This window comes from Rathayibacter sp. RFBD1, from assembly GCF_002932915.1.
In the GTDB taxonomy this organism is placed as follows: Bacteria; Actinomycetota; Actinomycetes; order Actinomycetales; family Microbacteriaceae; genus Rathayibacter.
In genome coordinates, this window is record NZ_PSWQ01000023.1 from 1 (window position 1) to 13299 (window position 13299).

Consider the following 13299-nt stretch of genomic DNA (forward strand, 5'->3'; position numbering starts at 1 on the left):
GTGGGAGGGGGAGGAACGGGGGCCGGCGAGGCGCTGCAGCTCGGCGACCAGGTGCGCCCGGAGGGCGGGCTCGGCCACGCGGAGGTAGCTGTCGACGGTCTCGTCGCCGCGGGGCGACCAGGAGATCACGAGCAGGCCGCCCTCCTCGACGACGCGGTCGATCACGTAGCTGCCCTGGCCCGCTCCGCGCAGGAGGGAGGCCGGGATCACCGTCTCGCGCTCGCCGACGGGGGCGATCACGACGCCGCGCTCGTGGAGGCGCAGCACAGCGTTGCCGCGGAAGCCGAGCCCCGGCAGCACGACGCGCTCGAGCGGCTGCTCGAAGCGGGTCGTGGCCACGTACGGGAGGTCGACGCGCTCGACCTCGGCGCCCAGCGAGGATGCGGGCACGGGCTCCGGCGCGAGGGCGGCCGAGCGGAGGCGCCGCGCGCGCCAGGAGAGCAGCATGCCGACGAAGACGAGGACGACGACCGCGGCGATGACGATCGTGATCGCGGCCCTATCCACGGGAGGCCTTCGCGGAGGCGGCGACGACCGCCGCGTCGACGAGCTCGCCGTCCAGCACGGTCGGGAAGCCCCGGTGAAGGGTGGCGACGACGCGGCCCGGCAGCTCGCGACCGAGGTACGGGGAGTTGCCGCTGCGGCCGCGCAGGTCCTCGACGGAGAAGCGGCGTCGCGCCTCCGGGTCGTAGAGCACGACGTTCGCGGCGGCCCCGACGGCGAGGCCGCGGTCGTAGCCGTCGAGCCGGCCGATGCGGGCGGGGGCGGAGGAGAGCACGCGCGCGACGTCGGACCAGCTCATCCGCCCGTCCTCGACGACGGCGGCGTGCACCACGCTCAGCGCGCTCTCGAGGCCGACCATGCCGAACGCCGCGGCGTCCCACTCGCAGTCCTTCGCCTCGACCGGGTGCGGCGCGTGGTCGGTGGCGACGATGTCGATGGTGCCGTCGGCGAGGGCCTCGCGGAGGGCGAGCACGTCCTCGTCGCGGCGCAGCGGCGGGTTCACCTTGAAGCGGGCGTCGTAGCTCGGCCCGTCCTGGCCGGCGACGGCCTGCTCGGTGAGGAGCAGGTGGTGGGGGGTGACCTCGGCGGTCACGTCGATCCCCCGGGCCTTCGCCCAGCGGATGACGTCGACCGAGCCCGCGGTCGAGACGTGGCAGACGTGCAGGCGGGAGCCCACGTGCTCGGCGAGGAGCACGTCGCGGGCGATGATCGCCTCCTCGGCCACGGCGGGCCAGCCCTGCAGGCCGAGGGCGCTGGAGACGGCGCCCTCGTTCATCTGCGCGCCCACGGTGAGCCGCGGCTCCTGCGCGTGCTGGGCGACGACTCCGTCGAACGCCTTGACGTACTCGAGAGCGCGGCGCATCAGCAGCGCGTCCGAGACGCACTTCCCGTCGTCCGAGAAGACCCGCACGGCCGCGCGGCTGCGGGCCATCGCGCCGAGCTCGGCGAGCGACTCCCCCGCCAGACCCACGGTCACCGCGCCGATCGGGCGGACCGTCGCGTAGCCGGCATCCTCGCCCAGGCTCTGCACCTGCTCGACCACGCCCGCGGTGTCCTGCACCGGCGAGGTGTTCGCCATCGCGAAGACGGCGGTGAAGCCTCCGGCGGCCGCAGCTCGCGTGCCGGTGAGGATCGTCTCGCTCTGCTCGAACCCCGGCTCGCGCAGGTGGGTGTGCAGGTCGACCAGGCCGGGCAGCGCCAGCAGGCCGTCGGCGTCGATCACGCGGGCCCCGCGCGAGTCGAGGTCGGCGCCGATCTCGACGATCACGCCCCCGTCGATCAGCAGGTCGGCGGTCGACTCGTCGGCGAGCGTCGCTCCCGAGATCAGGATCCGCTCCGGCGCCGTGCTCTGAAGCGGCTGGGCAGTGCTCATCAGTGGACCTCCCGTTCGCCGGACAGCAGCAGGTAGAGCGCGGCCATCCGGACGGACACTCCGTTCGTGACCTGTTCGAGCACCGTGGAGCGGCTCGAATCGGCGGCCGCCGAGGAGATCTCGACGCCCCTGTTCATGGGTCCGGGGTGCATGACGATGGTATCGGGACCCAGCCGGGCGAGCCGCTCGTCGTCGAGGCCCCAGATCCGCGCGTACTCCCGGCCGTTGGGGAAGAACCCGCTCGACATCCGCTCGAGCTGGATGCGCAGGAGCATCACGACGTCGGGGAGCCCGGTGTCGATCGCCTCGTCCAGATCGAAGCGGATGGTCGCGGGCCAGTCGCGCGTGTCGACCGGCACGAGGGTCGGCGGTGCGACCAGGGTCACCTCGGCGCCCAGCGCCGTCAGCAGCCAGACGTTCGAGCGCGCCACCCGCGAGTGCAGGACGTCGCCCACGATCGTGACCGCGACGCCGTCGAGGCTCTTGCCGCGGGACGCGGAGGCGCCGTGCAGGCGCCGGCGGATGGTGAACGCGTCCAGGAGCGCCTGGGTCGGGTGCTCGTGGGTCCCGTCACCGGCGTTGAGGATCGACGCGTCGATCCAGCCGCTCGCCGCAAGAACCGCGGGGGCTCCGGAGGCGCTGTGGCGGATGACCACGCCGTCGGCGCCCATCGCGGCGAGCGTCTGCGCGGTGTCCTTCAGGCTCTCGCCCTTGGAGACGCTGGAGCCCTTCGCGCTGAAGTTGATGACGTCGGCCGAGAGCCGCTTCGCCGCCGCCTCGAACGAGATCCGCGTGCGGGTGGAGTCCTCGAAGAAGAGATTGACCACGGTCTTCCCGCGCAGGGTCGGCAGCTTCTTGACCTCGCGGTTCTGCACGTCCGCCATGTCCTCGGCGATGTCGAGGAGTGCGATCGCGCTCGCGCGGTCGAGGTCCCGGGTCGAGAGCAGGTGCTTCACGGAGCCGTCTCCTCGCCGGTGGCCTGCGACTCGATCGCGACCAGGTCCTCACCGTCCGTCTCGACGAGCCGGACGTTGATCCGCTCGCTCAGGCTGCTCGGCAGGTTCTTGCCGACGAAGTCCGCCCGGATCGGGAGCTCGCGGTGTCCGCGGTCGACCAGCGCGGCCAGCCGCACGGCTCGCGGACGGCCGATGTCGCTGAGGGCGTCCAGGGCGGCGCGGATGGTGCGGCCCGAGAAGAGGACGTCGTCGACGAGGACCACGGTCCGGCCGTCGATGCTCGCGGGGACGGCGGTGCGCGCGGGGGTGCGGACCGGGTGCCGGGAGAGGTCGTCGCGGTACATGGTCACGTCGAGGGAGCCGGCGAAGACGGGGGGACCGTCCGGCTCGATCCGCGCGATCGTCTCGGCGATGCGCCTCGCGAGGGCGACGCCGCGCGTCGGGATGCCGAGGACGACCAGCGACTCGGGGCCGCGGTTCGACTCGAGGATCTCGTGGGCGATGCGCGTGAGCGCTCGCGTGATGTCAGCGCCGTTGAGCACGATTCGTGCCGTCACACCGACCTCCTTCCCCGCCTCACAGGACGGCTGTTAAAGGAAAAGCCGTGTCGAGTATAGGGGCCGTCGCGCGGCCCGCCGGACGGCCTCCCCGGGAACGACCTCGGCCCGCCCGATCACGGGGATCCAGCGGGCCGAGCAGGTCTTCGGGGCGGGTCAGGCCGTCGTGCGGGACTCCGCGACGGAGGCGAGGAGCCCGTTGATGAAGCCCGCCGAGTCGTCGGTCGACAGCGACGTGGCGGCCTCGACGGCCTCCGAGATGGCGACGCCGTCGGGCACCGCGTCGTTGTGCAGGATCTCCCACACCCCGATCCGGAGGATCGCGCGGTCGACCAAGGGCATGCGCGAGAGGGTCCAGCCCTGGGCGAGCCGGGCGATCAGCTCGTCGATCTCGTCGGCGTGGTCGATGACCCCGTCGACGATCTCACGGGCGTAGAGCCACGAGGCCTCGCGGGCCGGCTCGTTCGCCGCCCGCTCGGCCTCGGCGCGCAGCGACTGGGCGAAGCTGATCTGCCGGACGTCGGCGTTGTAGAGGATGTCGAGGGCGCGCTTGCGCGCCTTCGTGCGAGCACTCACGGGAGGCCCGGCTCAGCTGACGCGGCCGAGGTAGTCGCCCGTGCGGGTGTCGACCTTGACCTTCGTGCCCTGCTCGAGGAAGAGCGGGACCTGGATCTGGTAGCCGGTCTCGACCGTCGCGGGCTTGGTGCCGCCGGTCGAGCGGTCGCCCTGGAGGCCCGGCTCCGTGTAGGTGATCTCGAGGACGACCGAGGCGGGGAGGTCGATGTAGAGCGGGTCGCCGTCGTGCAGGGCGAGGGTCACGTTCTGGTTCTCGAGCATGAAGTTCGCCGCGTCGCCGACGACCGCCTCGGGGACGGTGATCTGGTCGTAGTCGCTGGTGTCCATGAACACGAAGTCCGCGCCGTCGCGGTAGAGGTACTGGAAGTCGCGGCGGTCGACGTTGGCCGTGTCGATCTTGGCGCCCGCGTTGAAGGTCTTGTCGACGACCTTGCCCGTGAGGACGTTCTTCATCTTGGTGCGGACGAAGGCGCCGCCCTTGCCCGGCTTGACGTGCTGGAAGTCGATGACGTTCCAGAGCTGGCCGTCGATGCTGAGGACGGTGCCGTTCTTGATGTCGGTGGTAGAGGCCATGCGAAGGGGGATCCGTTTCGGTGGAAGTCTGCGCCGGCGAGCCCGGTACGCGGGCGCGGCGATATCGGCCGGTCCGGCTGACCCGTCGAGTGTAGTCGACGCGGCCCCGTCGGCAGAGGAGTCTGGACGCCGCATGCGAATCGCCCCACCGGTCCGCCGGAGCGCGAGACGGTGGAGGACCGACCCGAGGAGGAGCACAGGGACGCCGTTCCCGCCGACACCGTCGTGCCGCCCTGGTACTCGATCGCGTTCACCGCGGTGCCGATCGTCATCGCCGTCGTGATCGTGCTCGTCGTGGTGCTGATCGTCGTGAACGTGCGCCGGGCGCGCTCGCTCGGAGTGGATCCGCTGACCCTTCGGACCGACGTCGCAGCCCGCTTCGCGCGCGAGGGTCCCGGCTCCGCCCGCTCGCTGGCGGACCGGCTCGCCGAGCTGGAGGCGCTGCGAGCGGCGGGCACGATCACCGACGCCGAGTACGCCCAGGCGCGGAGGGCCGCCCTGGGCGGAGGCTGACGGCGCCGCCCGGACTCAGCCGAGCCGGACCTACGATCCGATCTCCTGATACGCCGCGAACAGCAGCGACGTCTCCGGCCCCTGCAGGATGCTCGGGCGGGCGATGTCGTCGAGGACCACGAAGCGGAGCATCCCCGCGCGGGTCTTCTTGTCGCGCTGCATCGCGGCGAGGAGCGTCTCCCACCGTCCGAGCGGGTAGCTCGTCGGCAGGGTCAGCGACTCGAGGACCCGGCGCTGGCGGTCCACGACCGCGTCGCTGAGCGATCCGGTCAGGCGCGAGAGCTCGGCCGCGAACATCATCCCGACGGAGACGGCCGCGCCGTGGCGCCACTGGTAGCGCTCGGCGTGCTCGACCGCGTGCCCGAGGGTGTGCCCGTAGTTCAGGATCTCGCGCAGGCCCTTCTCGGTGAAGTCCTCGCCGACGACCCGCGCCTTGATCCCGATCGACAGTTCGACCAGGCTGCGGAACTCCTCCGATGTCGGGTCCGTGGCCAGGTCGATGTCGGACTCGATGATGTCGAGGATGCGCGGCTCGGCGATCATCCCGTACTTCACGATCTCGCCGAAGCCGGCCAGGATCTCGTTGCGCGGGAGGCTGGTCAGCACGTCGAGGTCGGCGACGACCGCCCGCGGTGCGTGGAAGGCGCCGACGAGGTTCTTGCCCTCGGCCGTGTTGATGCCGGTCTTCCCCCCGACGGCCGCGTCGACCATCCCGAGCACGGTGGTCGGCACCTGCACCAGGTCGACCCCGCGGAGCCAGGTGGCGGCGACGAAGCCGGCCAGGTCGGTGATCGCGCCGCCGCCGAAGCCGACGACCACGTCCGTGCGGGTGAAGTCCGACTGCCCCATCACCTGCCAGCAGAAGGCCGCCACCTCCACGCGCTTCGCGGCCTCGGCGTCCGGGACCTCGGCGAGCAGCACCTCGTAGCGCTCGAGCAGGCTCTCGCGGATCTCGGCGGCGAGGACCGCGAGGGTCGGCGGGTGCACGATGAGCACCTTCGCGGCCCGGGGGCCGATCGCGTCGGCGAGGCCGTCGAGGAGTCCGCGCCCGACGTGGATGTCGTAGCCGTTCTCTCCGGCGACGGGGATGGCGGTGGTGCCGTCGTTCATGACTGTCTTCCGCTCGGGCGGCTCGTGGCCGCCGGGTCCGATGGTGCAGGGGTGGCGGAGGGGCGCTGCGCGCGCACCCACTCCGCGATCTCGGCGGCGATCAGGGTGATCGGCCGCCGGGAGGTGTCGACCACGGTGTCCGCGAGGGACTCGTACACCGGGCGCCGCTCGTCGAAGATGCGGACCCAGTCGCCGACCCCGCCGCGCACCAGCGGGCGGGAGCCGGAGCCGAGCCGGTCGCGGACGGCCTCGGCCGTGGTGGTGAGGAGCACGACGGGGACGTCCGCGAGGTCGGCGCGCGTCGCGGGATCGAGCACCGCTCCCCCGCCGAGGCTCAGCACCACGTCGCGACGGACGGCGCGCTCGACGACACGGCGCTCCTCCCGGCGGAAGGCCGGCTCGCCGTGGGCGTCGAAGTAGGGGGCGATCGGGCCGTGGGTGCGCACGAACTCCGCGTCGGAGTCGACGAACCCGGCGCTCAGCGCCTTCGCGACCCGCTTGCCGATCGTCGTCTTGCCGGCGCCCATCGGGCCGATCAGGACGAGGCGGGCGCGGGCCGCGCCGGTATCGTGACCCGCCATCAGCGGGCCGCCGAGGACGCGGCCATCAGGCGAGCCCGAGAGCCGGGTCGCTCGCGGCAGCCGTGCGGAGCTCGTCGGGGATGGCGGCGAGGTAGCCCTGCAGGTTGCGGCGGGTCTCGGTGACGCTGTCGCCGCCGAACTTCTCGAGCACGGCGTTCGCGAGCACCAGGGCGACCATCGCCTCCGCGACGACACCGGACGCCGGCACCGCGCAGACGTCGGAGCGCTGGTGGTGAGCGCCGGCCGCCTCGCCGGTGGCGACGTCGACGGTGCGCAGCGCGTGCGGCACGGTCGCGATCGGCTTCATGCCGGCGCGGACCCGCAGCACGGTCCCCGTGCTCATCCCGCCCTCGGTGCCGCCGGCCCGGTCGCTGGACCGGGAGATGCCGGCGGCGGACTGGAAGAGCTCGTCGTGCGCCTCCGAGCCGCGGCGGGTGGTGGTGAGGAAGCCGTCGCCGACCTCGACGCCCTTGATCGCCTGGATCCCCATCAGGGCCGCCGCGAGCTGGGAGTCGAGACGACGGTCCCAGTGCACGTAGGACCCGAGTCCGGGCGGGAGATCGTACGCGAGGATCTCGACCACGCCGCCGAGCGTGTCGCCGTCGTCGTGGGCGCGGTCCACCTCGGCGACCATGAGGGCGCTGGTCGCGGCGTCGTGGCAGCGCAGCGGATCCGCGTCCAGGGCGGCGACGTCGGCCGGGCCGGGCAGCGGCGAGCCCTCGGGCACGCGGACCGGCCCGATGGCGAGGGTGTGGCTGACGAGCGAGACGCCGAGCTCGCCGAGGAAGCGGCGGGCGACGGCGCCGAGGGCGACGCGGGCCGCGGTCTCGCGGGCGGAGGCGCGCTCGAGCACGTTGCGGGACTCGGGGAAGCCGTACTTCTGCATCCCGACGAGGTCGGCGTGGCCCGGGCGGGGCCGTGTGAGCGCGGCGCCGCGGCCCTTGGGCAGGCTCTCGGGGTCACGGGGCTCCGCCGACATGACGTCGACCCAGCGCGGCCACTCCGTGTTGCCGATGCGCAGGGCGATGGGGCTGCCCATCGTCGCTCCGTGCCGGACGCCGGAGGAGATCGTCAGCTCGTCCTGCTCGAAGTTCATCCGGGCTCCGCGGCCGTAGCCGAGCTTCCGACGCGCGAGATCGGCGCGGATGTCGTCGAGGGAGACAGGGACGCCCGCCGGCAGTCCTTCGAGGACGGCGACGAGTTCGGGACCGTGGGATTCCCCGGCCGTGAGCCAACGGAGCATCCTCCGATTCTGGCACACGAGGTCAGTGCGCCGGACCCGTCGAGATGGCTCGGCGCATCGCCGCGAGCACCTCGTCCTCACGATCGAGAGGCAGGGCCGGGTCGCCGCCGACGAAGATCCGCACCTGCACGAGTGCCTGGTGGAGCAGCATTCCGAGCCCGGAGACGACCGGGGAGCCGCCCTGCTCCCAGCGCCGGGCGAGCGCGCTCGGCCACGGGGAGTACGCCACGTCGAACAGGGTCGAGCCCGCGACCGCCGCGTCGGGCACGTCGAGGCCGTCCGCCGCTCCGCCGGGGAGCGTCGAGATCACCAGCGGCGCTCCGGTGGACCAGTCGGCGAAGGAGCGGACCGAGAGCGGGACGCCGAGCGACTCCGCGAGCGGAGCGAGCTCGACGGCCCTCGACGCCGTCCGCAGGACGAGGTCGACCCGCGCCGCGCCGAGCTCGGCGGCGGCGGCCAGGGCGGAGGCGGCGGTCGCTCCCCCGCCGAGCACCTGGACGCGCTCCGCCGAGACGACGCCCGCCTCGGCGAGGGCGCGCACGATGCCCGCGACGTCGGTGTTGAACCCGCGGAGGCGGGGTGCCGGGCCGGAGCGGTCGACCAGCACGGTGTTGACCGCGCCGGTGACCCGGGCGACCGCGTCCTCCTCCGCCAGCAGCGGGCGCACCGCGTGCTTGAGCGGCATGGTCAGCGACAGGCCGTGCCAGGGCTCGCCGGACACGACCTCGGAGAGGGTCGCCTCCGTCGTCTCGACGGCGCGGTAGCTCCAGTCGAGTCCGAGCACCCGGTAGGCGGCCGCGTGCAGCGCGGGCGACTTCGAGTGCGCGATCGGCGCGCCGAGGACCGCGAGGCGGTACCCGGCGGCCGTCACTGGTACTCCGGGTGGTCCCGCATCCAGGCCTGCCACTGGTCGACGGCCGCGTTGTGCTCGGCGTCGGTGGTGGAGTAGACCGTCTCGCCCGTCTCGAGGTTCACCGTGACGAAGTACATCCAGGTGCCGTCCGCGGGGTGCATGACCGCGTCGATCGCCACGTCCCCCGGGTTCGAGATCGGCGCGGGCGGCAGACCGTCGCGCTGGTAGGTGTTGTAGACGTTGCCGGCGTCGTTCCGCTCGGCGTCCGTGGTCGAGACGCGGTCGGTCGCGCCGGTGCCGTACGCCACGGTCGCGTCCGACTGCAGGCGCCACCCCTGGTCGAGGCGGTTCTGGAACACGCGCGCGACCTTCGGGAAGTCCTCGGCGACGCGGGCCTCGCGCTGCACGAGGGACGCGAACACCACGACGCGGTAGCGGTCGTCCACCGGCACGCCGGCCTGGTCGAGCGACTGGTACATCCGGTCGACCAGGGTCTTCAGGATGTCGTGCGCCGGCGTCGACGGGTCGATGTCGTACGTCGCGGGGAACAGGAACCCCTCGAGGCTCGTCGCCCCGGCCGGGAGCCCGAACGAGCCCCAGTCGGCGGCGGCCGCCTCGAGGTCCGTCAGCGCGACCCCGGTACCGTCCGCGATGAGCGGCAGCGCCTCCTTGAGCGCCGTCCCCTCGGGGATGACGAAGGTGTTCGCGAGGCGCGTCGACTCGGAGTCGAGCAGCGCCGACAAGGCGGCCTTGGCGCTCATCTCGGCCTTGAGCGAGTACGCGCCGGGCTGGAAGACGGGCTCAGGGCTCTGGGCGAGGAGCAGGTCGTAGAAGGGGTCGTACGACTTGATGACCCCGTCCGAGACGAGGTTGTTGGCGATGTCGCTGCCGCCGTCGCCCTGGTGGATCGTGAACAGCACCTCGCTCGAGCCGGTGCCGGTGAAGTCGGTCGGCTCGGGCTCGGCGAACAGGCCGCGCACGGGCTCGAGGAAGATCGTGACGGCGATGGCGACGAGCGCGGCGAAGACGCCGAAGGCCAGAAGCCCGCCGATGAGCCCGCGGCGGCTGCGGCGCTTCTTCGCGCCGCCCGTCGCGCGAGCCGCGCGGCGACGCTTCGGGCGCGCGTCCGGGTCGAACGCGGCCGCGTCGTCGCGGCCACGGGGCTCGGGCACGTCGGGCCCGGTGAAGAGGCGGCCCAGCGGATCGTGCGCCTCAGTCGGCGCGGGCTGCTGCTCCGGAGTCGGGTCGGGCGGAGTCGGCTGCGCCTGCTCGGCGGCGCGGGCGTCGCGGCGGCTCGGGGGGACGTCGGTCACGAGGAGGTCCTTCGTTCGGTTCGAGCAGGACCCCGGCCGGGGTGCCGGCCGAGCGCTCGGAATCGATGGCGTGCTGCAGGATCACCACGGCGGCGACCTGGTCGATCACGGCTCGGGAGCCGCGGGTGGTGCGTCCGGAGCGGTGCAGGGCGCTCTGAGCGGTGACCGTCGACAGCCGCTCGTCGACGAGCCGCACCGGAGCGGTGGGCACCGCCTCGGCGAGCAGTCGAGCGAATCCGCGCGCGTCCTCCGTCGAGGCCGTCTCGGCCCCCGACAGCGACAACGGCAGTCCGACGATGATCGCCTGGGCATCGTACTCGGCGGCGAGGTGCGCGATCCGGGAGACGTCCGAGGATCCGCCGTCAGTGCCCGCCCGCGCGACCGTCTCGACGGGCACCGCGAGCAGGCCGTCGGCGTCGCAGCGGGCGACCCCGATGCGGGCCCGGCCCACATCGATGCCGAGCCGGACGCCGAACCGGCCCATTCAGCTGGTCGCTTCCTGCACCACGGCCTCGAGCGCCGCGCCGATGGCGGAGACGTCGGAGCCGCCGCCCTGGGCGAGGTCGTCCTTGCCGCCTCCGCCGCCACCGAGGATCCCGGCGGCGCGCTTGGCGAGCGCACCCGCGCGGCGGCCCTGGTCGCGGGCGGCCTGGTTGGTGGCGACGATCACCGCGGGCTTGCCCGAGACGTCGGCGGCGAGCGCGACGACGGCCGGCTCCTGGCCGAGCCGCTCGCGGACGGAGGTCACGAGGGAGCGCAGCTCGTCCGTCGATCCGGCGGAGCCGATGCTCTCGGCGACGACGGTCGTGCCGCCCACGGTGCGGCGGGTCGCGGCGAGGGCGGGCACCCGGTCGGCGAGGGCCTTGGCCTCGAACGCGGCGATCCGCTTCTCAGCGGCCTTGAGGCTCGCGACGAGCTCGCCGATCCGCTCGGGGAGCTGCTCGCGCGGGGTCTTCAGCGAGGACGAGATCGTGCTGACGAGGGCGCGCTCGGCGGCGAGCTCCTGGAAGGCCTCGCGGCCCACGAGCGACTCGACGCGGCGGTTGGTCGATCCGACCGAGGACTCGCTGACCAGGCTGATCACGCCGACCTCGGACGAGCGCCCGACGTGGGTGCCCGCGCAGAGCTCGCGCGACCAGGGCCCGCCGATGTCGACCACGCGGACGACGTCGCCGTACTTCTCGCCGAAGAGGGCCATCGCGCCGAGCGCCTTCGCCTCGTCGATCGGGAGCTCGCGCGTGACGACCTCGAGGTTGTCCCGGATCGCCGTGTTGGCGATCTCCTCGATCTCGCTGCGGGTCTCGAGCGAGAGGGCCTGGTTCCACGAGAAGTCCAGGCGCAGGTAGCCCGCCTTGTTGTAGGAGCCGGACTGGTGCGCCTGCGGGCCGAGCACCTGGCGCAGCGCGGCGTGGATGAGGTGCGTGCCCGAGTGCGCCTGCGTGGCGCCCCGGCGCCAGTCGCGGTCGACGACGGAGGTGGCGGCGTCGCCCACTCCGACCTCGCCGCTGGCGACCTGGACCTTGTGGCTGATGAGCCCCTTGACGGGCTTCTGCACGTCGAGGACCTCGAGATCGAAGCCGGAGCCGACGATGCGGCCGGCGTCGGCCTCCTGGCCGCCCGACTCCGCGTAGAGGCTGGTCGCCTCGAGGATCACCTCGGCGATGTCGCCCGCGACCGCCTTCGTGACGGAGTGCCCGCCGACGATGAGGCCGAGGATGCGCGTCTCGGTGTCGAGCACGTCGTAGCCGGTGAACAGCGTCTCGCCGTGGGCGCGGAAGTCGGCGTAGACCGAGAGATCGGCCAGCGCCGACTTCTTCGACTTCGCGTCGGCCTTCGCACGCGTGCGCTGCGCGGTCATGAGGGAGTCGAACGCCTCGCGGTCGACCGTCAGACCCGACTCCTCGGCGATCTCGAGGGTGAGGTCGATCGGGAACCCGAAGGTGTCGTGCAGGAGGAACGCGGTGTCGCCCGGCAGCGTCGGCGACTCGGCCTTCTTCGTCTTCAGGACCGCGAGGTCGAGGATCTCGGTGCCGGCTGCGAGGGTGCGCAGGAACGCCTCCTCCTCGCCGTAGGCGCTGGTCGAGAGGCGCTCGAACTCCGTGGACACCTCGGGGTAGGCCGACGCCATCGCGTCGCGCGAGGCGGCGAAGAGCTCGGGGAACGTCGCGGTGTCCACTCCGAGCAGGCGCATGGCGCGCACCGTGCGGCGCATCAGGCGGCGGAGGATGTAGCCGCGCCCCTCGTTCGACGGCGTCACGCCGTCCGACAGCAGCATCAGCGAGGAGCGCACGTGGTCGGCGATGACGCGCATGCGGACGTCGTCCTCGTGGACGGCTCCGTAGCGGCGGCCCGAGAGCTCGGCGGCGCGGTCGAGGACCGGACGGACCTGGTCGATCTCGTACATGTTCTCGACGCCCTGCTTGAGGAAGGCGACGCGCTCGAGGCCCATGCCGGTGTCGATGTTCTTGCGCGGCAGCTCGCCGAGGATGTCGAAGTCGACCTTGCTCGTGCCCTCGCCGCGGAGGTACTGCATGAAGACGAGGTTCCAGATCTCGACGTAGCGGTCGTCGTCCGTCGCCGGGCCGCCGTCGATCCCGTAGGCGGGTCCACGGTCGAAGAAGATCTCGGAGCAGGGGCCCGCGGGGCCGGGCTGGCCGGTCGACCAGTAGTTGGTGTCCTTGTCCAGGCGCTGGATGCGCTCGTCCGGCAGTCCCGCGATCGTCTTCCAGAGCGCGATCGCCTCGTCGTCGTCCTTGTAGACGGTGACCCAGAGGTCCTTCTCGTCGAAGCCCAGTCCCCCGTCGCTCTCGGCGCCGGTGAGCAGCTCCCAGGCGTAGCCGATCGCCCCCTCCTTGAAGTAGTCGCCGAAGGAGAAGTTGCCGTTCATCTGGAAGAAGGTGCCGTGACGAGGCGTCTTGCCGACCTCCTCGATGTCGTTGGTGCGGATGCACTTCTGCACGCTGGTGGCACGCGGGTAGGGCGCGGGGACCACTCCGGTGAGGTAGGGCACGAACGGCACCATGCCGGCGACGGTGAAGAGGAGGCTCGGGTCCTCGCTCACGAGGGAGGCGGAGGGGACCACGGTGTGGCCGCGGCTCCCGAAGAAGTCGAGCCAGCGGTTGCGGATGTCTGCGGTCTGCATGGGTTC

General features: G+C 72.7%; 13 protein-coding genes and 1 pseudogene. 1 reads left to right on the top strand and 13 read right to left on the bottom strand.

All coding sequences use genetic code 11. The annotated features are described in order from the left end of the window. The 6 genes from C5D50_RS13070 to efp all read right to left on the bottom strand — a co-directional run. A partial coding sequence (locus C5D50_RS13070; protein WP_104289020.1) for a hypothetical protein occupies positions 1–507 on the bottom strand: 507 nt, incomplete at its 3' end. Further along, positions 500–1876 carry a dihydroorotase gene (locus C5D50_RS13075; protein WP_104224748.1) on the bottom strand — a complete coding sequence of 459 codons (1377 nt, stop codon included), beginning with the start codon at positions 1874–1876 and terminating at the stop codon, positions 500–502. The genes C5D50_RS13070 and C5D50_RS13075, both read right to left, overlap by 8 nt. Beyond that, positions 1876–2832 carry an aspartate carbamoyltransferase catalytic subunit gene (locus C5D50_RS13080; protein ID WP_104224749.1) on the bottom strand — a complete coding sequence of 319 codons (957 nt, stop codon included), beginning with the start codon at positions 2830–2832 and terminating at the stop codon, positions 1876–1878. The genes C5D50_RS13075 and C5D50_RS13080 overlap by 1 nt, the downstream gene beginning before the upstream one ends. Continuing rightward, on the bottom strand, positions 2829–3389 hold the full coding sequence (pyrR, locus tag C5D50_RS13085; RefSeq protein ID WP_104224750.1) for a bifunctional pyr operon transcriptional regulator/uracil phosphoribosyltransferase PyrR: 561 nt from the start codon (positions 3387–3389) through the stop codon (positions 2829–2831). The genes C5D50_RS13080 and pyrR overlap by 4 nt, the downstream gene beginning before the upstream one ends. Before the next feature lie 156 nt (positions 3390–3545). Continuing rightward, positions 3546–3965: a transcription antitermination factor NusB gene (gene nusB, locus C5D50_RS13090; RefSeq protein ID WP_104224751.1), complete on the bottom strand. Its 420-nt coding sequence runs from the start codon at positions 3963–3965 to the stop codon at positions 3546–3548. Positions 3966–3977: 12 nt separating this feature from the next. Next, positions 3978–4538 (bottom strand): elongation factor P, encoded by a 561-nt coding sequence (gene efp, locus C5D50_RS13095; RefSeq protein WP_068210208.1) that lies wholly within the window; start codon positions 4536–4538, stop codon positions 3978–3980. 171 nt (positions 4539–4709) lie between these two features. On the opposite strand from efp, the gene C5D50_RS13100 reads away from it, so the two are divergent. Then, positions 4710–5051 (top strand): SHOCT domain-containing protein, encoded by a 342-nt coding sequence (locus C5D50_RS13100; protein ID WP_104283697.1) that lies wholly within the window; start codon positions 4710–4712, stop codon positions 5049–5051. Positions 5052–5081: 30 nt separating this feature from the next. On the opposite strand, the gene aroB is transcribed toward C5D50_RS13100, so the two are convergent. The 7 genes and pseudogenes from aroB to alaS all read right to left on the bottom strand — a co-directional run bounded on the left by aroB (position 5082) and on the right by alaS (position 13293). After that, complete coding sequence (aroB, locus tag C5D50_RS13105; RefSeq protein ID WP_104224752.1) at positions 5082–6161, bottom strand: 3-dehydroquinate synthase; 1080 nt, start codon at positions 6159–6161, stop codon at positions 5082–5084. Then, positions 6158–6742: a shikimate kinase gene (locus C5D50_RS13110; RefSeq protein WP_104225325.1), complete on the bottom strand. Its 585-nt coding sequence runs from the start codon at positions 6740–6742 to the stop codon at positions 6158–6160. The genes aroB and C5D50_RS13110 overlap by 4 nt, the downstream gene beginning before the upstream one ends. Before the next feature lie 25 nt (positions 6743–6767). Further along, entirely contained in the window at positions 6768–7985 is a 1218-nt protein-coding gene (gene aroC / locus C5D50_RS13115; RefSeq protein ID WP_104283698.1) for a chorismate synthase, read from the bottom strand. A gap of 22 nt (positions 7986–8007) precedes the next feature. Beyond that, complete coding sequence (locus C5D50_RS13120; RefSeq protein ID WP_258069629.1) at positions 8008–8856, bottom strand: shikimate dehydrogenase; 849 nt, start codon at positions 8854–8856, stop codon at positions 8008–8010. Continuing rightward, positions 8853–10151: an endolytic transglycosylase MltG gene (gene mltG / locus C5D50_RS13125; RefSeq protein WP_104313171.1), complete on the bottom strand. Its 1299-nt coding sequence runs from the start codon at positions 10149–10151 to the stop codon at positions 8853–8855. The genes C5D50_RS13120 and mltG overlap by 4 nt, the downstream gene beginning before the upstream one ends. A gap of 10 nt (positions 10152–10161) precedes the next feature. Continuing rightward, positions 10162–10635: pseudogene (gene ruvX, locus C5D50_RS13130) on the bottom strand (Holliday junction resolvase RuvX); the annotation flags it as partial. Next, the gene (alaS, locus tag C5D50_RS13135; protein ID WP_104255387.1) at positions 10636–13293 is read right to left on the bottom strand and encodes an alanine--tRNA ligase; all 2658 of its coding nucleotides are present in this window, start codon (positions 13291–13293) and stop codon (positions 10636–10638) included. Between the last annotated feature and the right edge of the window lie 6 nt (positions 13294–13299).

Excerpts from the sequence above, each read along its gene's own strand:
- C5D50_RS13075 (WP_104224748.1), bottom strand. The coding sequence starts at position 1,876 with ATGAGCACTGCCCAGCCGCTTCAGAGCACGGCGCCGGAGCGGATCCTG.
- alaS (WP_104255387.1), bottom strand. The coding sequence starts at position 13,293 with ATGCAGACCGCAGACATCCGCAACCGCTGGCTCGACTTCTTCGGGAGC.
- aroB (WP_104224752.1), bottom strand. The coding sequence starts at position 6,161 with ATGAACGACGGCACCACCGCCATCCCCGTCGCCGGAGAGAACGGCTAC.
- aroC (WP_104283698.1), bottom strand. The coding sequence starts at position 7,985 with ATGCTCCGTTGGCTCACGGCCGGGGAATCCCACGGTCCCGAACTCGTC.
- C5D50_RS13110 (WP_104225325.1), bottom strand. The coding sequence starts at position 6,742 with ATGGCGGGTCACGATACCGGCGCGGCCCGCGCCCGCCTCGTCCTGATC.
- efp (WP_068210208.1), bottom strand. The coding sequence starts at position 4,538 with ATGGCCTCTACCACCGACATCAAGAACGGCACCGTCCTCAGCATCGAC.